This is a genomic window from Bacillus sp. V33-4 (genome assembly GCF_002860225.1).
Classification (GTDB): Bacteria; Bacillota; Bacilli; order Bacillales; family Cytobacillaceae; genus Bacillus_BJ; species Bacillus_BJ canaveralius.
Genome location: NZ_PGVC01000026.1, coordinates 15,915 through 40,473 on the forward strand (window position 1 = coordinate 15,915; position 24,559 = coordinate 40,473).

The 24,559-nt window shown below is 44.1% G+C and carries 19 protein-coding genes and 1 other annotated feature; of the genes, 15 read left to right on the plus strand and 4 right to left on the minus strand.

All coding sequences use genetic code 11. The annotated features are described in order from the left end of the window. Positions 1-44 precede the first annotated feature (44 nt). The 15 genes from rpmG (at position 45) to tuf (ending at position 16,897) form a co-directional block, all read left to right on the plus strand. Positions 45-194, plus strand: a complete 150-nt coding sequence (rpmG, locus tag CVD23_RS10370; RefSeq protein ID WP_101576238.1) for a 50S ribosomal protein L33 — start codon at positions 45-47, stop codon at positions 192-194. 55 nt (positions 195-249) lie between these two features. Then, on the plus strand, positions 250-432 hold the full coding sequence (secE, locus tag CVD23_RS10375) for a preprotein translocase subunit SecE (RefSeq protein WP_101576237.1): 183 nt from the start codon (positions 250-252) through the stop codon (positions 430-432). Between the two features lie 162 nt (positions 433-594). Continuing rightward, a complete protein-coding gene (gene nusG / locus CVD23_RS10380; protein WP_101576236.1) occupies positions 595-1,128 on the plus strand; it encodes a transcription termination/antitermination protein NusG in 534 nt (177 codons plus the stop codon). A 169-nt stretch (positions 1,129-1,297) separates the two neighbouring features. Beyond that, positions 1,298-1,723, plus strand: coding sequence for a 50S ribosomal protein L11 (gene rplK / locus CVD23_RS10385; protein ID WP_019157072.1), 426 nt, complete (start codon positions 1,298-1,300; stop codon positions 1,721-1,723). Between the two features lie 116 nt (positions 1,724-1,839). Then, positions 1,840-2,538 (plus strand): 50S ribosomal protein L1, encoded by a 699-nt coding sequence (gene rplA / locus CVD23_RS10390; protein WP_101576235.1) that lies wholly within the window; start codon positions 1,840-1,842, stop codon positions 2,536-2,538. 50 nt (positions 2,539-2,588) lie between these two features. Beyond that, positions 2,589-2,743 (plus strand) — a sequence feature (ribosomal protein L10 leader region). A gap of 35 nt (positions 2,744-2,778) precedes the next feature. Beyond that, on the plus strand, positions 2,779-3,279 hold the full coding sequence (rplJ, locus tag CVD23_RS10395; RefSeq protein ID WP_101576234.1) for a 50S ribosomal protein L10: 501 nt from the start codon (positions 2,779-2,781) through the stop codon (positions 3,277-3,279). 96 nt (positions 3,280-3,375) lie between these two features. Beyond that, positions 3,376-3,741: a 50S ribosomal protein L7/L12 gene (gene rplL, locus CVD23_RS10400; RefSeq protein WP_101576233.1), complete on the plus strand. Its 366-nt coding sequence runs from the start codon at positions 3,376-3,378 to the stop codon at positions 3,739-3,741. Positions 3,742-3,922: 181 nt separating this feature from the next. Continuing rightward, positions 3,923-4,525: a class I SAM-dependent methyltransferase gene (locus CVD23_RS10405; RefSeq protein WP_101665954.1), complete on the plus strand. Its 603-nt coding sequence runs from the start codon at positions 3,923-3,925 to the stop codon at positions 4,523-4,525. 244 nt (positions 4,526-4,769) lie between these two features. Continuing rightward, positions 4,770-8,330 (plus strand): DNA-directed RNA polymerase subunit beta, encoded by a 3,561-nt coding sequence (gene rpoB, locus CVD23_RS10410; RefSeq protein WP_101665955.1) that lies wholly within the window; start codon positions 4,770-4,772, stop codon positions 8,328-8,330. Positions 8,331-8,383: 53 nt separating this feature from the next. Further along, positions 8,384-11,983, plus strand: a complete 3,600-nt coding sequence (gene rpoC, locus CVD23_RS10415) for a DNA-directed RNA polymerase subunit beta' (protein ID WP_101576230.1) — start codon at positions 8,384-8,386, stop codon at positions 11,981-11,983. A gap of 186 nt (positions 11,984-12,169) precedes the next feature. Continuing rightward, positions 12,170-12,418 (plus strand): 50S ribosomal protein L7ae-like protein, encoded by a 249-nt coding sequence (locus CVD23_RS10420; protein WP_101576229.1) that lies wholly within the window; start codon positions 12,170-12,172, stop codon positions 12,416-12,418. Between the two features lie 107 nt (positions 12,419-12,525). Then, entirely contained in the window at positions 12,526-12,948 is a 423-nt protein-coding gene (rpsL, locus tag CVD23_RS10425; protein ID WP_101576228.1) for a 30S ribosomal protein S12, read from the plus strand. 39 nt (positions 12,949-12,987) lie between these two features. Next, on the plus strand, positions 12,988-13,458 hold the full coding sequence (rpsG, locus tag CVD23_RS10430; protein WP_101576227.1) for a 30S ribosomal protein S7: 471 nt from the start codon (positions 12,988-12,990) through the stop codon (positions 13,456-13,458). 51 nt (positions 13,459-13,509) lie between these two features. Then, a complete protein-coding gene (gene fusA / locus CVD23_RS10435) occupies positions 13,510-15,588 on the plus strand; it encodes an elongation factor G (protein ID WP_101576226.1) in 2,079 nt (692 codons plus the stop codon). 121 nt (positions 15,589-15,709) lie between these two features. Continuing rightward, positions 15,710-16,897, plus strand: a complete 1,188-nt coding sequence (gene tuf, locus CVD23_RS10440) for an elongation factor Tu (RefSeq protein WP_101576225.1) — start codon at positions 15,710-15,712, stop codon at positions 16,895-16,897. A gap of 78 nt (positions 16,898-16,975) precedes the next feature. On the opposite strand, the gene metH is transcribed toward tuf, so the two are convergent. From metH to CVD23_RS10460, 4 genes are read right to left on the minus strand one after another with little or no spacing between them, the layout of a single operon-like run. Beyond that, positions 16,976-20,422, minus strand: coding sequence for a methionine synthase (gene metH / locus CVD23_RS10445; protein WP_101665956.1), 3,447 nt, complete (start codon positions 20,420-20,422; stop codon positions 16,976-16,978). Beyond that, on the minus strand, positions 20,400-22,265 hold the full coding sequence (locus CVD23_RS10450) for a bifunctional homocysteine S-methyltransferase/methylenetetrahydrofolate reductase (protein WP_101665957.1): 1,866 nt from the start codon (positions 22,263-22,265) through the stop codon (positions 20,400-20,402). Before CVD23_RS10450 ends, metH begins: the two co-directional genes overlap by 23 nt. Further along, positions 22,262-23,452 carry a cystathionine beta-lyase gene (gene metC / locus CVD23_RS10455; RefSeq protein WP_101665958.1) on the minus strand — a complete coding sequence of 397 codons (1,191 nt, stop codon included), beginning with the start codon at positions 23,450-23,452 and terminating at the stop codon, positions 22,262-22,264. Before metC ends, CVD23_RS10450 begins: the two co-directional genes overlap by 4 nt. Next, a complete protein-coding gene (locus CVD23_RS10460; RefSeq protein WP_101665959.1) occupies positions 23,449-24,558 on the minus strand; it encodes a methionine biosynthesis PLP-dependent protein in 1,110 nt (369 codons plus the stop codon). The genes metC and CVD23_RS10460 overlap by 4 nt, the downstream gene beginning before the upstream one ends. Position 24,559 lies beyond the last annotated feature (1 nt).

The following is a 24,559-nucleotide window of genomic DNA, read 5'->3' on the forward strand; positions in this document are numbered from 1 at the left end:
TACAGTTTTAAGGACGCAAAAGATGCAATGAGTAGGTGCCATAAATGAGAAAAAAAGCTATTCTTGCCTGCAGTGTTTGCGGATCCCGTAATTACTCAACAATGAGTAACAAGCAAAACCAGGCTGAACGCTTAGAGCTGAAGAAATTCTGTAAAACATGCGGAATGCAAACGATTCATCGCGAAACAAAATAGCACTTATTTTTTTATAGATTTTATCAGGTATTCCTTGAAAGTTGGAGGTTACGAAATGCAGCGCTTAATTAATTTTTTCCGTGATACGGGCCGTGAGATGAGGAAAGTCAGCTGGCCTAAGCGGGGAGAGCTTATCCGCTATACGATCATAGTTATCGCAACTGTTACAGTGTTTGCTCTTTTCTTTGCGGTATTAGATTTAGGAATTTCAGAGTTGATTCGATTAATTCTTGAATAACCCCTGCATTCTCATGGTATAATGGAAAATAACGCAGGATATTATTGCAAAACCCGGATAACGGGTTTTTTCATTTGGGAAAAATTTTTACAAACTTAGAGCGAGCCGATGAGAATTGACTATATAAATGATGGGGAGGGAAGGACATACAAGTCCTCTTTAATGGAAAAAAATTGGTATGTTGTGCATACGTACTCAGGTTATGAGAATAAAGTAAAAGCCAACCTTGAAAAACGGGTTGAGTCGATGGCGATGCAAGATAAGATCTTCCGGGTGGTTGTTCCGGAAGAAGAAGAAACGGATTTCAAAAACGGTAAAAAGAAAGTCGTAAAACGCAAGGTTTTCCCGGGTTATGTGTTAGTAGAAATCGTCATGACAGATGATTCATGGTATGTGGTCCGCAATACGCCGGGTGTTACAGGCTTTGTTGGCTCGGCCGGGTCTGGCTCCAAGCCGACACCGCTATTGCCGGAAGAAGTTATGGTCATTCTTAAACGCATGGGTGTCGATGAAAAACGAATCGATATTGATTTTGAACTTGGAGAAACGGTGAAAGTGAAAGAAGGGCCGTTTGCAAACTTTACGGGCTCGATCGAAGAGATTGATAAAGATAAAGCGAAGCTGAAGGTTCTTGTTAATATGTTTGGCCGTGATACGCCGGTCGAGTTGGACTTTTCACAAATTGATAAATTATAATCTTAAAAACCTTGAAATTAACTTCGAAAAGTGTTAGAATTTCATAGGTCAGTATGTCTCGGACAAAGAGACTGGACATTTGTCGAGTTCTTTATTGATATAAAGACTAAGTTTGAGTGGGAGGGAAAATCCCTATTACCACATCACGGACTTTAAGGAGGTGTGTCTCGTGGCTAAAAAAGTAATTAAGGTAGTTAAATTGCAAATCCCGGCAGCAAAAGCAAATCCAGCACCACCGGTTGGTCCAGCATTGGGTCAAGCAGGTGTTAATATTATGGGATTCTGTAAAGAGTTTAACGCTCGTACAGCTGAACAAGCTGGTTTAATCATCCCTGTCGAAATCACGGTTTTTGAAGACCGTTCTTTTACATTTATTACGAAAACTCCTCCTGCTGCCGTTCTTCTTAAGAAAGCAGCTGGCATCGAGTCTGGTTCTGGTGAACCAAACCGTAATAAAGTAGCTACAGTTAAGCGTGATAAAGTACGCGAGATTGCTGAATCGAAAATGCCTGATTTAAATGCAGCTAGCGTGGAAGCAGCTATGCGCATGGTTGAAGGCACTGCACGCAGCATGGGTATCGTTATCGAAGATTAATCATGCTGAAAATGCATAGGATTGACGGGGTTGCGACGCTGAATTTGGTTTCACTCGCAACCTTTATTCGTGGGAGGTTATTCCGCTAAAACCACATTCGAGGAGGAAAAAAGAAAATGGCTAAAAAAGGTAAGAGCTATTTAGAAGCTGTTAAGCTTGTAGATCGTGCGAAAGCTTACCCGGTCGGCGAAGCGATCGAGCTTGTAAAGAAAACAAGCACTGTGAAGTTTGATGCAACTGTAGAAGTAGCATTTCGTTTAGGAGTTGACCCTAAGAAAGCAGACCAGCAAATCCGTGGAGCAGTAGTGCTTCCTAATGGAACTGGTAAAACCCAGCGCGTGCTTGTTTTCGCCAAAGGTGAAAAGGCGAAAGAAGCTGAAGCAGCAGGAGCTGACTATGTAGGGGATGCTGAGTACATCAACAAAATCACTCAAGGTTGGTTTGAGTTTGATGTAATCGTTGCTACACCTGACATGATGGGTGAAGTTGGTAAGCTTGGCCGCGTATTGGGCCCTAAAGGCTTAATGCCAAACCCTAAAACAGGCACAGTTACTTTTGATGTTGAAAGAGCTGTAAATGAAATTAAAGCTGGTAAAGTTGAATACCGTGTTGATCGTGACGGGAATGTTCATGTTCCGATCGGTAAAACATCTTTCGAAAATGAAAAGCTTGTTGAAAACTTCAACACGATTTTCGATACAATGGTAAAGGTTAAACCTGCCGCTGCAAAAGGAACATACATGAAGAACGTTGCTGTTGCTTCAACAATGGGCCCTGGCATAAAGGTAGATCCTTCATCTGCTGCAGCTAAATAATCAGGTTGACAAACAAAAACACATTGTATTATAATGTTTTTTGTTATGAATATATGAATACATTTGTACCGCAGACAGCAGGTGCCTGGATGGGCTTAATTTCCTGCCGAGGTCATACGATAGATTTTAAAAGACGTTTTTGAAACGGCTATTGTATACTTCCTCCATGTCTGCTTAAGGGACATGGAGTTTTTTTATTTGCCCGGTATGAATGCAAATGATAATACAGGAGGTGTAAGGATGAATAGAGTTATTGAACAAAAGAAACAAATCGTTGAAGAAATTACTGATAAACTTAAAACAAGTAAATCAACAATTGTCGTTGACTACCGTGGTTTATCTGTTGCTGAAGTAACTGAACTTCGCAAGCAACTTCGTGAAGCGGGCGTCGACTTTAAAGTTTACAAAAACAGCATGACGCGCCGTGCCGCTGAATTTGCAGAGCTTGCAGGCTTGAACGAAGCTCTTACAGGTCCTAACGCGATCGCGTTCAGTAACGAAGATGTTGTTGCGCCAGCAAAAATTTTAAATGAGTTTGCCAAAAAACATGAAGCTCTTGAAATCAAAGCAGGTGTAATTGAAGGAACAATCGCAACAGTTGAAGATGTAAAAGCTCTTGCGGATCTACCATCTCGCGAAGGCTTGCTTTCTATGCTACTCAGCGTTCTTCAAGCACCTATCCGCAATTTTGCTCTTGCAACAAAAGCTGTTGCAGACCAGAAGGAAGAGCAAGGCGCGTAAGTTAGCATTCCCGTTTTAGTGTAACAAAAGCAGAGGCGGCTAAACATGGGCCGGAACTGGAAAATAGATTAACCAAAAATAAGGAGGCAACAAATCATGACAAAAGAACAAATCATTGAAGCAGTTAAAAGCATGACTGTTTTAGAACTAAACGACTTAGTAAAAGCAATCGAAGAAGAATTTGGTGTAACTGCTGCAGCACCTGTAGCTGTTGCGGGTGGAGCTGTCGGCGGCGACGCAGCAGCTGAGAAAACTGAATTTGATGTTATCCTTGCTTCTGCAGGCGACCAAAAAATCAAAGTTATCAAAGTTGTTCGTGAAATCACAGGCCTTGGTCTTAAAGAAGCGAAAGAACTTGTTGACAACACTCCAAGAGCTGTTAAAGAAGGCGTTTCTAAAGAAGAAGCTGAAGAAGTTAAAGCTAAGCTTGAAGAAGTTGGAGCTGGCGTTGAAGTTAAGTAATGAAACTATAAAAAAGCTCGCTGTTTAAAGCGGGCTTTTTTTCCTCTTAAATGTTAACGAAAATAGCCGAACTAAAAATGAGCTGGATTTTTGCTTTTTATATTTCTATCCTTTATAATTCGGTTCGAATCAATAAGGCCTCATTTCCCTTCAAGACATTTCTCCGCTGGAGGTGATCTTCTTGTCAGAGCATTACTATTCTAAAACACAAAAGGTAGAAAGTGACCCGAATTACTGGGACTATAACCTTAAAGGCTACTCATTCCGCTTTAAGACAGATAATGGAGTGTTTTCAAAAAAAGATGTGGATTTTGGATCGCGACTGTTGATTGAAACATTTGTGATGCCAAAGCCGGAAGGTCTTGTATTGGATGTGGGCTGCGGCTATGGTCCAATTGGGTTATCAATCGCGAAAAGTTTCCCTGATAGAACGGTCCATATGGTAGACGTCAATGAACGCGCGCTTGCGCTGGCAAAAGAAAATGCAGCGGCCAACAGTGTAAACAATGTTTCTATTTATGAGAGTGACCGGCTCTTAAATGTTGCAGATCTCGGCTTTGCAGCTATTTTAACCAATCCGCCCATCCGTGCAGGAAAAACAGTCGTTCACGACATCTTTGAGCAAAGCTTTAGCCTGCTCGTTTCCGGAGGGGAACTGTGGGTAGTAATTCAAAAGAAGCAGGGGGCACCGTCAGCGATTGATAAATTGAAGGAATTGTACGCTGAGGTTGAGACAGTCGAAAAGAAAAAGGGTTACTGTATAATAAAAGCAAAAAAACATTGACGTAAATTTTTGACTATGTTAATATTATAAAATGCCAATATATTATATTCAGGATATTAGCTAAATTAAACAATCATTGTATAAATTTGGTTGTTTAAGGAGAAAATAACAAAATAATAGTTCGTAATATGAAAATGTGGTTTTTGAGTTAAAAACCCTTTTTCTTTTTGTCTTACGGAAGGGACTTGTACCCGGTAAGACGGTATAGATCCAATTATAACGCTTGATTTGAGGGGTGAATCAGTTGACAGGTCAACTAGTTCAGTATGGACGACACCGCCAACGGAGAAGTTATGCACGAATCAGTGAAGTTTTAGAATTACCAAACTTAATTGAGATCCAAACCTCTTCATATCAATGGTTTCTTGATGAAGGTTTGCGTGAAATGTTCCAGGATATTTCACCGATTGAGGACTTTACTGGTAACCTATCGCTTGAATTTATTGACTACAGTCTTGGCGAACCAAAGTATTCAGTTGAAGATTCAAAAGAACGAGATGTAACATATTCAGCACCTTTGCGTGTTAAAGTTCGTCTTGTAAACAAAGAAACAGGCGAAGTAAAAGACCAGGACGTCTTTATGGGTGACTTCCCGCTTATGACTGAAACAGGCACATTTGTGATTAATGGCGCAGAGCGTGTCATTGTTTCCCAGTTAGTCCGCTCTCCGAGTGTTTACTATAGCGGAAAGCTCGATAAAAATGGAAAAAAAGGTTTTACTGCAACAGTAATTCCGAATCGCGGCGCTTGGCTTGAGTATGAAACAGATGCCAAGGACGTCGTATATGTAAGAATAGATCGTACGAGGAAGCTGCCCGTTACGGTTCTTTTGCGTGCTCTCGGGTTTGGCTCCGATCAAGAGATCATCGATTTAATTGGTGATAACGAGTATATTCGCAACACCCTTGAAAAGGATAACACGGAAAGCACAGACAAAGCTCTATTAGAAATATATGAGCGTCTGCGCCCGGGCGAGCCGCCAACAGTCGAAAACGCAAAAAGTTTGCTTGTGTCCCGATTCTTTGACCCAAAACGCTACGATTTGGCAAATGTAGGGCGCTATAAGATTAATAAGAAACTTCATATTAAAAACCGGTTATTTGGGCAGCGTCTTGCGGAAACGCTTGTAGACCCTGAAACTGGTGAAATTATTGCTGAAAAAGGGACGACTTTAGACCGGCGTACACTGGATCGGGTCCTTCCTCATTTAGAAAAGAATATTGGTTTTAAAACTTTCGCTGCTACTGACGGTGTAGTGGATCATGACATTGTGATGCAAACGATTAAGATTTATGCACCGAATGATGAAGGGGAAAAAGAAATCAATGTTTTAGGTAATGCTTATGTTGAAGAGACGGTGAAGAATATTACACCTTCAGATATTTTTGCTTCAATAAGCTATTTCTTTAATCTTCTGCATGGAGTAGGCGATACAGACGATATTGACCATCTCGGTAACAGGCGTTTGCGCTCTGTCGGAGAATTGCTGCAAAATCAATTCCGAATCGGATTGTCCCGTATGGAACGCGTCGTGCGCGAAAGAATGTCGATCCAGGACACAAATACGATCACGCCTCAGCAGCTGATTAATATTCGTCCTGTTATTGCTTCGATCAAAGAATTCTTTGGAAGCTCACAGCTGTCTCAGTTTATGGACCAAACAAACCCGCTTGCAGAATTAACGCATAAAAGGCGTTTGTCTGCATTGGGACCTGGTGGTTTAACGCGTGAGCGTGCAGGCTTTGAAGTCCGCGATGTCCACTATTCGCACTATGGCCGCATGTGTCCAATTGAGACGCCGGAGGGCCCGAATATTGGATTGATTAACTCTTTATCATCGTTTGCAAAAGTAAATCGATTCGGCTTTATTGAAACTCCATATCGCCGTGTTAACCCGGAAACAGGAAAAGTAACCGGGCAGATCGATTACATGACCGCTGATGAAGAAGATAATTATGTAGTTGCCCAGGCGAATGTCCCTCTTGGTGAAGACGGTGCTTTCCTTGATGAGGAAGTCATTGCCCGTTTCCGTGGAGAAAATACAGTCGTTCCAAGAGACCGCGTCGATTATATGGATGTGTCTCCAAAGCAGGTGGTATCTGCTGCAACAGCTTGTATACCGTTCCTGGAAAACGACGACTCTAACCGTGCATTAATGGGTGCAAACATGCAGCGTCAGGCAGTTCCGCTTATGCAGCCGGAAGCGCCACGAGTAGGTACTGGTATGGAATACGTATCGGCAAAAGATTCTGGTGCTGCGGTTATCTGCAAGCATGAAGGAATTGTTGAACATGTTGAAGCCCGCGAGGTTTGGGTGCGCCGAATCAAGGAAGTTGATGGCCAGGAAGTCAAAGGTGACCTTGATAAATATCGGATGTTAAAATTCATCCGTTCAAACCAGGGTACATGTTATAACCAGCGTCCGATTGTCAGTGTCGGCGACCGTGTCGTAAAAGGAGAAATCCTTGCAGACGGCCCTTCGATGGAAAAAGGTGAGCTTGCGCTTGGCCGTAATGTTCTCGTCGCTTTCATGACATGGGATGGCTATAACTATGAAGATGCAATCATTATGAGTGAACGTCTTGTAAAAGACGATGTATACACATCTATCCATATTGAAGAATATGAATCAGAGTCTCGTGACACGAAGCTTGGGCCGGAAGAAATTACCCGTGATATCCCGAACGTCGGGGAAGATGCCCTTCGCAACCTGGATGAGCGTGGAATTATTCGGATTGGTGCTGAAGTGAAAGACGGCGACTTGCTTGTTGGAAAGGTTACTCCTAAAGGTGTAACTGAACTGACTGCCGAAGAACGCCTCCTTCATGCTATTTTTGGCGAAAAAGCCCGTGAAGTAAGAGATACATCCCTTCGTGTGCCACACGGCGGCGGCGGAATTGTTCTCGATGTTAAAGTGTTTAACCGTGAAGATGGCGATGAATTACCACCTGGTGTTAACCAGCTCGTCCGTGCTTATATTGTCCAAAAACGGAAAATTTCCGAGGGTGACAAAATGGCGGGACGCCATGGAAACAAAGGGGTTATCTCAAGAATTCTTCCAGAAGAAAACATGCCGTTCCTTCCAGACGGTACACCTGTCGATATTATGTTAAATCCGCTCGGGGTACCATCAAGGATGAACATCGGACAGGTACTTGAGCTTCATCTTGGCATGGCGGCAAGAAGCCTTGGCATTCACGTTGCTTCTCCAGTATTTGACGGAGCGCGTGAGGAGGACGTTTGGTCAACGATCGAAGAAGCCGGAATGGCCCGTGATGCGAAAACCATTTTATATGATGGACGTACAGGTGAACCATTTGATAACCGCGTTTCTGTCGGTGTTATGTATATGATCAAGCTTGCCCACATGGTTGACGATAAGCTGCATGCCCGTTCAACTGGACCTTACTCACTTGTTACCCAGCAGCCGCTTGGAGGTAAAGCTCAATTCGGCGGACAGCGTTTTGGTGAGATGGAAGTTTGGGCGTTAGAAGCATACGGTGCTGCGTACACATTGCAAGAAATTTTAACCGTTAAATCAGATGATGTCGTTGGCCGTGTGAAAACGTACGAAGCAATTGTCAAAGGTGAAAATGTTCCGGAACCAGGTGTTCCAGAATCATTCAAAGTATTAATGAAAGAACTTCAAAGTTTGGGTATGGATGTTAAAATCCTTTCAGGTGATGAAGAAGAAATAGAAATGCGTGACACGGAAGATGATGAGGAGCTCGGGCAGGCTGAATCATTAACGATCGCACCGGAACCAGAGGACTCTGTATCGGAAAAAGTTGGAATCAAAGAATAATCCCGATTCAGCAATAAGGGTAAAACCTAGAGATCGAAAGGGAGGTAGGCCCCTTGCTAGATGTAAATAATTTTGAGTATATGAAGATTGGTCTTGCGTCACCGGACAAAATCCGTTCATGGTCTTTCGGTGAGGTTAAGAAGCCAGAAACGATTAACTATCGTACATTAAAACCAGAAAAAGACGGCTTGTTTTGTGAGCGTATTTTCGGTCCGCAAAAGGATTGGGAATGTCATTGCGGCAAATATAAGCGTGTCCGTTACAAAGGGGTAGTTTGTGACCGATGTGGCGTTGAAGTAACCCGAGCGAAGGTTCGCCGTGAGCGCATGGGCCATATTGAGCTTGCTGCACCTGTATCTCATATTTGGTATTTTAAAGGGATTCCAAGCCGGATGGGACTTGTTCTTGACATGTCCCCCCGGGCACTTGAAGAAGTCATCTACTTTGCCTCTTACGTGGTGACGGAAACTGGCGATACTGCTCTTGAAAAGAAACAGCTCCTTTCTGAAAAGGAATACCGGGCATATCGTGATAAATACGGAAATAAATTCCAGGCTTCGATGGGTGCTGAAGCGATTAAAAAGCTTCTTTCCGACATTGATTTGGATAAAGATGTCGATACGCTTAAAGAAGAACTGAGAACAGCCCAGGGCCAGCGCCGTACTCGTGCGATTAAACGCCTTGAAGTACTGGAAGCTTTCCGTGGTTCAGGAAATGAACCGTCATGGATGATTTTAGACGTTCTTCCTGTAATTCCGCCTGAGCTTCGTCCAATGGTGCAATTAGATGGAGGCCGTTTTGCAACTTCGGATTTAAACGACCTTTACCGCCGTGTAATCAATCGTAACAACCGTTTAAAGCGCTTGTTGGATTTAGGCGCTCCAAGCATCATTGTTCAAAATGAAAAGCGGATGCTCCAGGAGGCGGTTGATGCACTCATCGATAACGGCCGCCGCGGCCGTCCGGTAACAGGACCTGGTAACCGTCCGTTAAAATCTCTCTCTCACATGCTTAAAGGTAAACAGGGACGGTTCCGCCAAAACCTTTTGGGAAAACGTGTTGACTATTCTGGCCGTTCTGTAATCGTCGTAGGCCCGAATTTAAAGATGTATCAATGTGGATTGCCGAAGGAAATGGCTCTTGAACTGTTTAAACCGTTTGTGATGAAAGAGCTTGTAGAAAAAGGTTTAGCCCATAACATCAAATCGGCTAAGCGCAAAATTGAAAGAGTGTCACCAGAAATCTGGGATGTGCTTGAAGACGTCATTAAAGAGCACCCTGTATTGCTTAACCGGGCCCCAACTCTTCATAGACTTGGTATCCAGGCGTTTGAGCCGACATTGGTGGAAGGCCGTGCAATCCGTCTTCATCCGCTTGTATGTACAGCATACAATGCCGACTTTGACGGTGACCAAATGGCAGTTCACGTTCCATTGTCTGCAGAAGCGCAAGCAGAAGCAAGACTTCTCATGCTCGCTGCTCAAAACATCCTGAACCCTAAAGACGGTAAGCCGGTTGTTACTCCATCACAGGATATGGTATTAGGTAACTACTACCTAACGGTCGAGCGTGAAGGTTCTGTCGGGGAAGGCATGATTTTTAAAGATACAAACGAAGCACTGATTGCTTACCAAAACGGCTATGTCCATTTGCATACAAGAGTTGCGGTTCATGCCGGATCGTTAAACAACCAGACATTTACAGAAGAACAAAACAAAAAGCTGATGATTACAACTGTAGGAAAGCTTATCTTTAATGAGATTTTGCCTTCGACATTCCCGTATATTAATGAGCCTACTAAACAAAATCTTGAGGAGAAAACTCCAGAAAGATACTTTGTAGAGCCGGGTTCTGACGTTAAATCAGTCATTAGCGGAATGCCGCTTGTCGATCCGTTTAAAAAGAAAATCCTTGGAAACATTATCGCTGAAGTGTTTAAACGTTTCAAAATCACAGAAACGTCGAAAATGCTTGACCGCATGAAAGACCTTGGATTCAGGCACTCTACCAGAGCTGGAATTACAGTTGGTGTCGCGGATATCGTTGTATTAAAAGAAAAGCAGGAGATTATTCAAGAAGCGCAAGGCAAGGTTGATAATGTCTTAAAGCAGTTCAGACGCGGTCTCATTACTGAAGATGAGCGCTATGACCGGGTTATTTCAATCTGGAGTGCTGCGAAAGATAACATTCAAGCGAAGCTGATGAAATCTCTTGATAAAACGAATCCGATCTTTATGATGAGTGATTCAGGTGCCCGTGGTAACGCGTCTAACTTTACCCAGTTAGCCGGGATGCGCGGTCTGATGGCCAACCCGGCCGGCCGGATTATCGAATTACCGATCAAGTCCAGCTTCCGTGAAGGCTTAACAGTACTGGAGTACTTTATTTCCACACACGGTGCCCGTAAAGGTCTTGCTGATACAGCCCTTAAAACAGCTGACTCAGGTTACTTGACTCGTCGCCTTGTTGATGTCGCCCAGGATGTGATTGTTCGTGAGGATGATTGCGGAACGGACCGAGGCTTGTTGATCAGAGCGCTTAAAGACGGCACGGAAGTAATCGAATCTCTTGAGGAACGATTAATTGGCCGTCATGTAAGAAATGCGATCAGGCATCCTGAAACAAACAATGTGATTGTTGAAGCAAACGGCTTAATTTCCGAAGATATTGCTACAGAGATCGTTGCAGCTAATATTGAAGAAGTAAATATCCGGTCTGCTTTCACATGTAATACCCGCCATGGTGTATGTAAAAAATGTTACGGCCGCAACCTGGCAACCGGTCAAGAGGTTGAAGTTGGCGAAGCAGTTGGTATCATTGCTGCTCAGTCAATCGGTGAACCGGGTACCCAGTTAACGATGCGTACTTTCCATACAGGCGGAGTTGCTGGTGACGATATTACGCAGGGTCTGCCTCGTATCCAGGAGCTGTTTGAAGCACGGAACCCTAAAGGGCAAGCAGTTATCTCCGAACTTGCGGGAACGGTTGTCGGAATTAACGAAGGAAAAGACCGCCAGCATGAGATCGTCGTTCAAGGCGAAGTGGAATCCCGTACGTATAATGCTCCGTACACTGCCCGCTTAAAAGTGGCTGTGAACGATCGAGTCGAGCGCGGAGAGGAACTTACGGAAGGTTCTATTGATCCGAAAGAATTGCTCAAAGTTAGAGATGTTAGAGCTGTTCAGGAATACTTGCTTCGCGAAGTCCAAAAGGTATACCGGATGCAGGGCGTTGAAATCGGCGATAAGCACATCGAAGTAATGGTCCGCCAGATGCTTCGGAAAGTGCGCGTGATCGATGCTGGAGAAACCGATGTTCTTCCAGGAACGCTTCTCGAGATCCATCAGTTTACCGATGCAAACGAAAAAGCACTTCTCTCTGGAAAACTTCCGGCGACAGGAAGACCGGTATTGCTTGGAATCACAAAAGCATCGCTTGAAACAGATTCATTCCTTTCAGCGGCTTCCTTCCAGGAAACAACAAGGGTTCTTACCGATGCTGCGATCAAAGGCAAGCGCGATGAACTTCTAGGCCTGAAAGAGAACGTTATTATCGGCAAGCTTGTACCAGCCGGAACCGGCATGCAGCGGTATCGAAAAGCGGAGCCGCTTCTTAAAGAAGATACGCTTGAAGATGCTATAACGGTTGAGTAAAAAAGCTTAATAATTAAGCGGTACTTGCACGGTCGAACACACCGTAAGTACCGCTTTTATTTCTAAAAAAAGAATTATGATATATAACTTTTTAAAAAAACCTTTTACAATGTTGACATCCTTATAGCAAAATGTTAATATAGCAAAGGTGCTCCTATTTACCTGGTGCTTTGGAGGATATGATAAATGTCTTATGAAAAAGTAATTCAGGCTAAGAAAATTATCGTAGGAACAAAACAGACGGTTAAGGCGCTTCAATCCGGTAAAGCCATTGAACTAGTTGTTGCTGACGATGCTGACCCAAGGGTAATAGCAAAGATCAAGCAAACAGCCACGGAAATGGACATACCGATTTCCCATGTGTGTTCCATGAAAAAACTTGGTAAGGCATGCGGTATTGAAGTGGGTGCCTCAGCGGTCGCAATAATCGTTTAAAAACTGTTTTTGCAGTATGATACATGCAAGAACTTTGTTTTTTGTTTTAAAATGAACCACCTGGATGTGTGGGCTTTAAATGTAGAAATGAAGGGAGGAAAAAATCAATGCCTACAATTAATCAATTAGTGCGCAAACCTCGTAAAACTAAAGAGGAAAAGTCAAAATCTCCTGCGCTTAATAAAGGGTACAACAGCTTCAGGAAAGCACAAACAAATGTATCTTCACCACAAAAACGCGGGGTTTGTACTCGTGTTGGTACTATGACACCGAAAAAGCCGAACTCAGCATTGCGTAAATATGCGCGTGTTCGTTTAACAAACGGTATCGAGGTTACTGCTTACATCCCTGGCATCGGGCATAACCTGCAAGAGCACAGTGTTGTATTGATCCGTGGCGGACGTGTAAAAGACTTACCTGGTGTACGTTATCACATCGTTCGTGGCGCACTTGACACTGCTGGAGTAACTAACCGTATGCAAGGCCGTTCTAAATATGGAACGAAAAAGCCTAAAGCTGCTAAAAAATAATCTATTAAATCTAAGCTTTTTTTGAAAGGAGGAACATCCATGCCTCGTAAAGGACCTGTTGCAAAGAGAGACGTATTACCGGATCCGATTTACAACTCAAAGCTGGTATCTCGCCTGATCAATAAAATGATGGTAGACGGCAAGAGAGGTAAATCACAAGCAATTCTTTATTCTGCATTTGATATTATTAGCGAACGTTCTGGCAAAGAGCCGATGGAAGTGTTTGAACAAGCACTGAAAAACATCATGCCAGTACTTGAGGTTAAAGCTCGCCGTGTAGGTGGTTCTAACTACCAAGTACCAATTGAGGTGCGTCCAGAACGCCGGACAACTCTTGGTCTTCGCTGGTTAGTAAACTACTCACGCCTTCGTGGAGAAAAGACGATGGAAGAGCGTTTAGCTAATGAAATTCTTGATGCTGCCAACAACACTGGAGCATCAGTGAAGAAGCGTGAAGACACACACAAGATGGCTGAAGCAAACAAAGCATTTGCTCACTATCGCTGGTAGAATTATTTGCACTCTAATTAAAACATTGATACTAGGAAGGAGAAAGACCAAATGGCAAGAGAGTTCTCCTTGGACAATACACGTAATATCGGCATCATGGCACACATCGATGCCGGTAAAACAACTACAACTGAGCGCGTGCTTTATTATACTGGCCGTATCCATAAGATCGGTGAAACTCATGAAGGCGCGTCTCAAATGGACTGGATGGAGCAAGAGCAGGAGCGCGGGATTACAATTACTTCTGCTGCAACAACTGCTCAATGGAAAGGCCATCGTGTAAACATTATCGATACACCGGGACACGTAGACTTTACAGTTGAAGTTGAACGTTCCCTCCGTGTACTTGATGGTGCGGTAGCTGTTCTTGATGCCCAATCCGGTGTAGAACCGCAAACAGAAACTGTTTGGCGCCAGGCTACAACATACGGAGTTCCGCGTGTTGTGTTCGTTAATAAAATGGACAAAATCGGTGCGGACTTCTTATACTCTTTGAAAACTTTGCATGACCGTTTGCAGGCAAATGCAGCTGCTATTCAATTGCCAATCGGTGCTGAAGATGCATTCGAAGGCATCATTGACTTAGTTGAAATGAAAGCTACATTCTACGGCAACGATCTGGGCACAGAAGTCGAAGAGCGTGATATCCCTGCAGAATACATGGATCAAGCTGAAGAGTACCGCGAAAAGTTAATTGAAGCGGTAGCTGAGTTTGACGAAGACTTAATGGAGAAATACCTTGGTGGAGAGGAAATCTCTAACGAAGAGCTGAAAGCGGCAATTCGTAAAGGTACAGTAAACGTTGAATTCTACCCGGTAATCTGTGGATCAGCTTTCAAAAACAAAGGTGTTCAACCGATGCTTGATGCAGTAATCGACTATCTTCCATCTCCGCTCGATGTACCAGCAATTAAAGGTACACTTCCTGATTCGGAAGAAGTGATTGAACGCCATTCAAGCGATGAAGAGCCATTTTCAGCTCTTGCATTTAAAGTAATGACAGACCCTTATGTTGGAAAGCTTACATTCTTCCGTGTATACTCTGGTACATTGAGCTCAGGTTCTTATGTACAGAACTCTACTAAAGGCAAGCGTGAGCGTGTAGGACGTATCCTGCAAATGCATGCGAACAGCCGTGAAGAGATTTCACAAGTATATGCAGGGGATATCGCTGCCGCAGTTGGTCTTAAAGATACAACTACTGGTGATACTCTGTGTGATGAAAAGAATCTTGTCATTCTTGAATCTATGGAATTCCCAGAGCCTGTTATCTCGCTTTCAATTGAACCTAAATCAAAAGCGGACCAGGACAAGATGACTACAGCTCTTCAAAAGCTGCAAGAAGAAGATCCAACATTCAGAGCACATACAGATCAAGAAACTGGCCAAGTAATCATCGCCGGTATGGGTGAACTTCACCTTGATATTCTTGTTGACCGTATGCGCCGTGAATTCAAAGTAGAAGCTAATGTTGGTGCACCTCAGGTTGCTTACCGCGAAACTTTCCGCAGTTCAGCACAAGTTGAAGGGAAATTCGCGCGCCAATCTGGTGGACGCGGGCAATACGGACACGTTTGGATTGAATTTGCTCCAAACGAAGAAGGTAAAGGCTTTGAATTCGAAAATGGAATCGTTGGTGGTGTAGTTCCTCGTGAATACATCCCGGCTGTACAAGCAGGTCTTGAAGATGCTCTTGGCAGAGGTGTTCTTGCCGGATATCCATTAGTAGATATTAAAGCAAGATTGTTTGATGGTTCTTACCATGATGTTGACTCCAGTGAAATGGCGTTTAAGATCGCTGCATCAATGGCTCTTAGAAACGCAGCTTCCAAATGTAACCCTGTTATCCTTGAACCTGTCATGAAGGTTGAAGTTGTCATTCCAGAGGAATACATGGGAGATATCATGGGAGATGTTACTTCCCGTCGTGGACGTGTAGAAGGTATGGAAGCACGCGGAAACGCTCAAGTTGTTCGCGCAATGGTTCCACTTTCTGAAATGTTCGGCTATGCAACATCATTGCGTTCAAATACGCAAGGACGTGGAACATTCTCAATGCACTTTGACCATTACGAAGAAGTACCAAAATCAATTTCTGAAGAAATCATCAAAAAAAATAAAGGTGAATAATTGATTTTCACCCTTTAATAAAGTATAACTACTATGTAAGCATGGAGCTGTGACTAAAGCCTAAACTTATTCACAGCCCATAAATATACTTAATTTTAATATCCAAAGGAGGATTTTCCTAATGGCAAAAGCTAAATTCGATCGCTCAAAGCCACACGTTAACATCGGTACAATTGGTCACGTTGACCATGGTAAAACAACTTTAACTGCTGCAATCACTACTGTTCTTGCTAAAGCTGGTGGTGCAGAAGCTCGTGCATACGATCAAATCGACGCAGCTCCTGAAGAGCGTGAGCGTGGAATCACAATCTCAACTGCACACGTTGAGTATGAAACAGCTAGCCGTCACTATGCACACGTTGACTGCCCGGGACATGCTGACTATGTTAAGAACATGATCACTGGTGCTGCTCAAATGGACGGCGGAATTCTTGTTGTTTCTGCTGCTGATGGCCCAATGCCACAAACTCGTGAGCACATCCTTCTTTCTCGTCAAGTAGGTGTACCTTTCCTTGTTGTTTTCATGAACAAGTGTGACATGGTTGACGACGAAGAGCTACTTGAATTAGTAGAAATGGAAGTTCGTGACCTTCTTTCTGAATATGATTTCCCTGGTGACGATATTCCTGTAATCAAAGGTTCTGCCCTTAAAGCTCTTGAAGGAGATGCTGCTTGGGAAGAAAAAATCGTTGAACTTATGGCTGCTGTTGACGAATACATCCCAACTCCAACTCGTGACACTGACAAGCCTTTCATGATGCCTGTTGAGGACGTTTTCTCAATCACAGGACGTGGAACTGTTGCGACAGGTCGTGTTGAGCGCGGACAAGTTAAAGTTGGTGACGTTATCGACATCATCGGTTTAACTGAAGAGCCAAAATCAACTACGGTAACTGGAGTTGAAATGTTCCGTAAGCTTCTTGACTTCGCTGAAGCTGGTGACAACATTGGTGCCCTTCTTCGTGGTGTTGCACGTGAAGAAATCCAACGTGGCCAAGTATTAGCAAAGCCAGGTTCAATCACTCCACACGTAAAATTCAAAGCTGAAGTTTACGTTTTATCAAAAGAAGAAGGTGGACGTCATACTCCATTCTTCACAAACTACCGTCCTCAGTTTTACTTCCGTACAACTGACGTAACTGGTATTTGTAACCTTCCTGAAGGCGTAGAAATGGTTATGCCTGGCGACAACATCGAAATGACAGTTGAGCTTATCGCTCCTATCGCAATCGAAGAAGGAACTAAGTTCTCTATTCGTGAAGGTGGACGTACAGTAGGCGCTGGCGTTGTTGCTACAATCACAGAGTAATTTTTGTTTATAAAAAGCAGATGGGTGACGACCCATCTGCTTTTTTGGTGTATCGGAATATAAATACTGCTGATAGGCCTATTTTAAAACATTAAAGTAGCGTGCCTCCGGGTGTGCAAACACGATGGCTGTTACAGAAGCTTCCGGCTCCATCATAAATCCGTCTGTTAAATGAATACCGATCTCTTCTGGACGTATAAGCTTAAACAACTTTGCTTGATCCTCAAGATTTGGGCAGGCCGGATATCCAAAAGAAAAACGTTGCCCCTGATACTTTGCTGAAAATCGATCTTTCATTGTCATTTCTGTCGGATCAGGAAAACCCCAGCGATCGCGCATCTGCCGGTGAATCAACTCTGCCAGACCTTCGGCAGTTTCCAAAGCGAGTGCTTGCAGTGCATGGCTTTCCAGGAAACGGCCTTCCTTCTTTAACCTTTCGGCTGCTTCGCGAATTCCTCTGCCAGCTGTTACCGCAAAAAAACCAACATAGTCGATTTCCGGGCTTTCGGACGATTTTAAATAGTCTGCTAAACAAAGGTAAGGATCAGCTTCCTGTCTAGGGAAGTCAAATACGTCGAGCACCTCGCTATGCTGCTCAGGGCTGTAAACAACAACGCGGTTACCATCTGACTTTGCCGGAAAAAATTGATAAACAGCCGCAGGCTGAATCCAATCTTTTTCCAGCGACTCCTGTATCAAACTATCCACCACTGCTTTAACTTTTAACGCTTTTTCATCTTGTTCCTCAAGCAGTCTGGAGACCTTTCCTTTAACCCCTAAATGGTGGCCAATCAGCATTTGTTGATTTATATAAGGAAGAACATAGGACAGGGAATAGTTTTTCAATATATGCCTCTTTGTATCCTTGGGGATAAAAACCGGCTCTGGCTTAACGGTTACTTCAGGAATCGACTTGATGGCAGTGGAAACGGAGGCTTGAGTTCGCCGATCCTCCACCAAGGCCGTTATCTTTTCCTGTTTGTCGGCCAACAACTTATCATAACTATCAGGAGTTTGCAGCTGATTGGCAAGAGTTAGTCCGGTCATCGCATCCTTAGCGTACAGGACGATTCCGTCATATTCTCTGGAAATTTTTGTATCTGTAAATTTACGCGATAAGGCAGCGCCGCCTACTAAAATTGGCACAGAAATCCCGGCTTGCTTCATATCATGGGCAGTTAACACCATTTGCTGGGCAGACTTAACAAGCAGACCAGACAGCCCGACTATATCGGGTTGTTCGGTTCGAATCGCCGCGACAAGATCCGTTGGTGACACTTTTATGCCAAGATCAACAACGTGAAAACCGTTATTGCTCAAAATAATCTCAACCAGGTTTTTGCCAATATCATGAACATCACCTTTAACGGTCGCTAATATTATTTTACCTTTCGAAGAGGAAACGGCGCCCTTTTCCATAAACGGCTCTAGAAAAGCTACAGATGCTTTCATCACTTCAGCGCTTTGGAGGACTTCTGCAACGATTAATTGATTATCGTTGAAAAGGCGGCCGACTTCCTTCATTCCCTCCATTAACGGGCCATTAATAATATCAAGCGGTGCCGGATAATTACTGAGGGCCTTTTCCAGATCAGGCAGCAGTCCTTCTTTCGTTCCCTCAACAATGTAATAGGACAGTCGTTCAGCTAAGCTCATTGCTGGTAATTTGCTTTTCGACTCCTTCTTTTTACCACGATAAAATTCAGTAAATTTTGCTAAAGATTTGTCATCAGTTTTGAATAAAAGTGATTCTGCCAATGCGACTTCCTGCTTTGGAATCGACGGGAATCTCTCGAGTTTTTCCGTGTTCACAAGCGCGTAATCAAGCCCGGACTGTGTACAATGGTACAGAAACACAGAATTCAGAATTTCCCTGCCGACGGGAGGCAGGCCAAAAGATATATTGCTGATTCCCAAAATGGTCTGTGTGTCCGGAAGCTGCTCTTTTATTAAACGGATCCCTTCAACGGTAGCCTTAGCTGAACCAATATATTGTTCATCTCCCGTACCGACTGGGAAGACGAGTGGATCAAAAATTATATCCTCCGCGCGAATCTGGTATTTGTGAACAAGCAAGTCATAAGAGCGCTTCGCGATTTCAAGCTTGCGTTCAGCTGTTACGCCCATTCCTTTTTCGTCAATCGTGCCAACCACTACTGAAGCACCATATTTATGAATGAGCGGACAGATCGCTTCAAAACGTTCCTCACCGTCTTCAAGATTAATTGAATTAATGATCGCTTTCCCTTGCGAGTAGGTTAACGCCTTTTCGATTACTTTTTCATCGGTTGAATCAATTACTAACGGGACCTTTACCTTTTTAACAGCTTCGATAATAAATTGTTCCATATCGAACAGCTCATCCCGGTCCGGGTCGGCGAGGCATATATCAATGACATGAGCACCGCCCTTGACCTGGGCTCTGGCAATTTCAGATGCTTCTTCATATTTGCCTTCGCTGATTAACCTTTTGAACTTTCGGGAGCCAATCACATTGGAACGTTCACCGACCATGATCGGACGAAGTGACGGGTCATCATAGATTAATGGTTCAATTCCGGAAACCTTATGGCTGTGGTCCTGGTTTATAGTTCTTGGTTTAAAATCCTTCATCGCAGCAGCAATCGCTCTTATATGGTCGGGTGTCGTACCACAGCAGCCACCGACTATATTCAGCCAGCCCTGCTCGGCAAAACCGGCGAGCTTCTTTGCGAGCGTTTCAGGTGTTTCATGATATTGTCCTTCTTCGTCAGGCAAACCGGCATTCGGGTAACAGCTGACTGCGGTTGAAGACAGGTTGGCAAGCGACCTGATATGATCCTGCATAAATTCCGGACCTGTCGCACAATTCAACCCAACAGCGGCTGGTTTCATATGCTCGACTGAAATATAAAATGCCTCAATTGTTTGGCCGGCGAGGGTCGTTCCCATTGGCTCAATCGTACCGGATATCATTAACGGAAGCGTCGTGCCGGTTTTCGCAAATGCTCTTTCAATACCGATGTATCCTGCCTTGACATTGAGAAGATCCTGGCTTGTTTCAAGGAGCAGAAGATCAACACCACCATCAATTAAACCAATTGCTTGTTCTTCGTATGTTTCAATTAATGCAGCAAACGTCGTCCCGCCGGTGACGCTTAACGTTTTTGTTGTCGGCCCCATTGATCCGGCAACATAACGCGGCCGGCCTGTCGCAGAAGCTCTGTCTGCGGCCTTTTTGGCAATTTGCGCAGCAACTTTGTTAAGTTCATAGGCTTTATGGCCAAGTTGATACTCATTGAGGACCAGGCTTGTTGCGCCAAACGTATTTGTTTCAATAATATCTGCTCCTGCCTCCAAGTATTCATAATGGATTTGCTCAATAACATCGGGGACAGTTAAATTTAAATATTCATTGCAGCCGTCATACTGCTCACCGCCAAAATCTTCCGCTGTAAGGCCAGCTCTTTGCAGCATCGTTCCCATGGCCCCATCCATAATAAGGATTCGCTCTTTGATTTGATCAGAGAATATTGGTTTGGACATGGTCGTTCCTCCCAGTTAAAGCGTTGTGATGGCGCCGAGCATAATTCGTTAATTCTACTGTCAATTCATACCGTAGAAATGGCGTGATTAAATAAATGCCATTAAATAACTCAAGAGCAGCATCAATTAAAGATTTTGAAATCTCGAGCCCCTCCCTGGAAGCGTCAGCAGGAAGGTCTTTAAAACGAGCCATTCTTTCCCTGATACATTCTGATATTTTGATACCGGGGACTTCGTTATGCAGGTATTCAGCATTTTTACTGCTGATTAGGGGCATGATTCCAATATAAATCGGTGCTTCAATATGTTCAGTTGCGTCATGGATTTCAATCAGTTTTTCTTCAGAAAAAACGGGCTGCGAAATAAAATAATCGGCTCCGCACGCGATTTTCTTTTCAAGGCGTTTAACGGCTTTATCCAATGAGCGAACATGGGGATTAAAAGCACCGCCAACGGAAAAAGCAGTTTTTTGTCCCAGTTCCTTTCCAGAAATGGATAGCCCTTCATTTAATTGCTTAATCATTTGAATCAATTCAAACGATGACATATCGTATACCGAAGATGCACCGGGAAAATCACCGACTCTGGCCGGGTCTCCGGTTACGGCTAACACATCGTGTAAACCGAGTGTATAAAGTCCCATAAGGTGGGACTGCAGCCCGATGATATTGCGGTCCCGGCATGTAATGTGAATGAGCGGCCTCAGGCCCAGTTTCTGTTTCACGAGATGCCCTAATGCTTCATTCGCGATTCTTGGAGTAGCAAGTGAATTATCGGCCAGTGTTATGGCGTCGATCCCGGCATCCTGAAGGGCCTTAGCTCCCTCGAAAAATTTCCCCGTATTAAGCTTTCTCGGTGGATCCAGCTCGACGATCACCGAACGTCTTTGTTTGACGACGTGATCGAGGGGAGGCTCCGCTCTTTTTACTATAGCTGTTTCTACGATAATTTTCTTTTCTTTTAATTTAACGATTTTGTTTGTTACAGGGGCTTTATCTTTTAGTTCTTCAGCAAAGGCGCGGACATGCTCCGGCGTTGTACCACAGCAGCCGCCGAGCAGCCTGACTCCCTGTTCCCGGAAAGGTTGTGCCGATTTTCTGAAATATTCTGCATCTCCTTCGTAATGAAATTTGCCATCGACATAGGCAGGAAGACTGGCGTTTGGATAGGCAGAAAGATAGGCATGCTTTGGCAGCGCCACCTGTTCGAGCGTCAACAACATATGATGTGGGCCAAGCCGGCAGTTAAGCCCGATAATATCAGCACCTGCTAGCTCTAATCTTTCAAAAGCTTCATTGATTGGTGTCCGGTCCTGCAGTATTCCTGTTTCTTGAAGGGATACCTGGGCAATGATTGGGAGAGCAGTTTCTCTCCTGGCAATCGACAAAACGGTCTCAAGCTCTTTTAGGTCATAATACGTTTCAAGGAGCAGGCCGTCTACCCCTGCCAAAAGAAGACAGTATAATTGTTCACGAAAACTCCTTTTTATTTCTTCAATCGAAATCGAATGGGGCTTTATCCCGCGGTTCCCGCCGATTGTTCCGAGTACGTATGCTTTGTCCTGTGCTGCATTCCTGGCAACTTTCACAGCAGCACTATTAATTTCCTTAACTGAATCCTCCAGTCCATATCGCTGCAGCTTCAAGTAGTTGGCTGCATAAGTATTCGTTTGGATAAGGTCCGCGCCTGCATTGATATACGCTTTGTGAATATTTAGGATCTGTTCCGGCTCGGAAAGGTTCAGTTCCTCAAAACAGCAGTCCGTGCCATAAGAGTATAAAAGTGTACCCATCGCACCATCTGCTATCAATATTTGATTTTCCATTTTTTTAAGAAAGCTCATAGTTTCACTCCTTGGTGAGCGAAATGTTGCATCGTTGTTTCCAACGCAGCTGAAAAGTCTTTAATGATGTCTGCAGGATTTTCGAGACCGACTGATAAGCGCAGCAGACTATCGCTGATTCCTCGTTTTTTCCTTTCTTCAATCGGCATCGATGCATGCGACATTTTTGCCGGATAGGATAAAATTGACTCGACTGCGCCGAGACTGACAGCAAAAACAGGGATTTCAACATTCGAGACAAATTGGTAAAGTGCCTCTTTTCCGGCTAATTCAAACGAGAGAATCGCCCCTGCTCCGTTTGCCTGCCTGTGCTGGAGATCATACTGTGGATGGTCCTCAAAGCCCGGGAAATACACCTTATGAATGGCAGGGTGAGTTCTTAAAAAACAGGCAATTTGGGCTGCACTTTTTAAAGATTGTTCCAGCCTGACATGAAGCGTTTTTAACCCTCTCAATACCAGCCAGGCGTCCTGGACACCAAGAACGGCACCAATCGTATTTTGCAGGAAATAAAGTCGCCCGGCCAATTCCTCATCTTTGACGACAGCGAGTCCGGCGACAACATCACTATGGCCGGATAAAAATTTTGTTGCACTGTGCAGGACGACGTCGGCTCCCAATAACAAAGGTTTCTGCAGAGCCGGGGTCAGGAACGTATTGTCGACAAAAATTAATGCGTTGTGCTCTTTTGCCAGTTCACTGACCGCTCGTATATCGGTAACTTTTAAGAGGGGATTTGAAGGTGTCTCAACATAAAAAACCTTTGTATTAGTCTGAACGGCCTCCCGGACGGCGTGAAGATCTGTCATATCGGCAAACGTATATTCAATTCCCATTCTCGAAAGAACTTCTGTAACCATGCGGTATGTTCCTCCGTAAACATCCTCGGAAATCACGACATGGTCACCAGAAGACAAAAGAAGGAAGGCTGTCGAGATTGCTGCCATTCCGGATGAAAAGGCAAAGCCCCTTGTGCCTTCTTCGAGATCGGCGATTGCCTCCTCAAGAGCTTCGCGTGTCGGGTTGGAACTCCGGCTATAATCGTATTTTCCGAAGTTTTCAATATCGAATTGATGAAAAGTGGAGGCATGGTGAATCGGAACACTTACAGCACCAGTTGCCTGATCCGTTTTCTGGCTATTATGCAGAAGCCTCGTTTCAAAATGTATTTCACTGCTCACTTTCATAAGGTAGCCTCCTCAACGACGGATCTGAATGCTTGCTCAAGGTCATCAATTAAATCATCCACAGCTTCTATGCCAACGGAAAATCTTAATAAACGGTTGCAGACCCCGGTTTCGATTCTGATTTCCTCCGGGATATCCGCATGTGTTTGCGTTGCGGGATAAGTAATAAAGCTTTCGACACCGCCAAGGCTTTCAGCAAATGTGATCAAGGATAATCCTTTTAAAAAAGGGTTCACCCATGTCTCATCCTTGATTCTGAAAGAAATCATCCCGCCTCTGCCGGGGTAAAGGACATCTGTTACACTTTCATGGCTTGAAAGGTACTGAACAAGCTTCTTTGCATTCTCCTCGTGTTTTTCAATCCGGAGCGCTAAAGTTTTCATGCCGCGGATTAACAGCCATGAATCAAAAGGGCTGAGCACTGCGCCCGCTGCATTATGGTGGAATTCAAGAGCTTCACATAAATCGTTACCTTTGGCAACAATCAACCCGGCCAGCACATCATTATGACCGCCGAGGTACTTGGTGGCGCTATGTATGACAATGTCAGCGCCGAGAAGGAGGGGCTGCTGGAGAATGGGTGTATAAAATGTGTTATCGACAATCAGCAATAATCCATGCTTTTTGGCCAGCTCTGAAATAGCGCCAATATCGGTTTGCTCCATTAGGGGATTGGTTGGGGTTTCAATAAAAATGGCTTTCGTTTGTAGAGTTATTTTTTTATCCAACTCCTCAACACAGCTTGTGTTGAGGTATTGACACGTTAATCCCCACTTCCTGAAACCGTGTTCAAGCAATCGATATGTGCCACCGTATAAATCTTTGCTGACAATCCACTCATCGCCTGATTGAAACAATGATAGCAATGTGGCAATCGCTGCCATGCCCGAACTGCAGGCAAAACCCTGGTCACCATGTTCAAGGTCTGCGATCGCTTTTTCGAGGAGCTGGCGGGTTGGGTTGCCTGTTCGGATATAGTCATAGCCGGATGATTCGCCGATCCCTTCATGCATGTAGGCCGTAGAGAAGTAAACAGGCGGACTTACCGATCCTGTAATATCGCTCCTGTTGCCGATTTGGGCCAGCTTCGTATCTATTTTGTACATT

What these genes read in the sequence shown, in the direction of transcription:
- rpmG (WP_101576238.1), top strand. Translation starts at nt 45, where the DNA reads ATGAGAAAAAAAGCTATTCTTGCCTGCAGTGTTTGCGGATCCCGTAAT.
- secE (WP_101576237.1), top strand. Translation starts at nt 250, where the DNA reads ATGCAGCGCTTAATTAATTTTTTCCGTGATACGGGCCGTGAGATGAGG.
- nusG (WP_101576236.1), top strand. Translation starts at nt 595, where the DNA reads ATGGAAAAAAATTGGTATGTTGTGCATACGTACTCAGGTTATGAGAAT.
- rplA (WP_101576235.1), top strand. Translation starts at nt 1,840, where the DNA reads ATGGCTAAAAAAGGTAAGAGCTATTTAGAAGCTGTTAAGCTTGTAGAT.
- rplJ (WP_101576234.1), top strand. Translation starts at nt 2,779, where the DNA reads ATGAATAGAGTTATTGAACAAAAGAAACAAATCGTTGAAGAAATTACT.
- rplL (WP_101576233.1), top strand. Translation starts at nt 3,376, where the DNA reads ATGACAAAAGAACAAATCATTGAAGCAGTTAAAAGCATGACTGTTTTA.
- CVD23_RS10420 (WP_101576229.1), top strand. Translation starts at nt 12,170, where the DNA reads ATGTCTTATGAAAAAGTAATTCAGGCTAAGAAAATTATCGTAGGAACA.
- rpsL (WP_101576228.1), top strand. Translation starts at nt 12,526, where the DNA reads ATGCCTACAATTAATCAATTAGTGCGCAAACCTCGTAAAACTAAAGAG.
- rpsG (WP_101576227.1), top strand. Translation starts at nt 12,988, where the DNA reads ATGCCTCGTAAAGGACCTGTTGCAAAGAGAGACGTATTACCGGATCCG.
- fusA (WP_101576226.1), top strand. Translation starts at nt 13,510, where the DNA reads ATGGCAAGAGAGTTCTCCTTGGACAATACACGTAATATCGGCATCATG.
- tuf (WP_101576225.1), top strand. Translation starts at nt 15,710, where the DNA reads ATGGCAAAAGCTAAATTCGATCGCTCAAAGCCACACGTTAACATCGGT.
- metH (WP_101665956.1), bottom strand. Translation starts at nt 20,422, where the DNA reads ATGTCCAAACCAATATTCTCTGATCAAATCAAAGAGCGAATCCTTATT.
- CVD23_RS10450 (WP_101665957.1), bottom strand. Translation starts at nt 22,265, where the DNA reads ATGAGCTTTCTTAAAAAAATGGAAAATCAAATATTGATAGCAGATGGT.
- metC (WP_101665958.1), bottom strand. Translation starts at nt 23,452, where the DNA reads ATGAAAGTGAGCAGTGAAATACATTTTGAAACGAGGCTTCTGCATAAT.
- CVD23_RS10460 (WP_101665959.1), bottom strand. Translation starts at nt 24,558, where the DNA reads ATGTACAAAATAGATACGAAGCTGGCCCAAATCGGCAACAGGAGCGAT.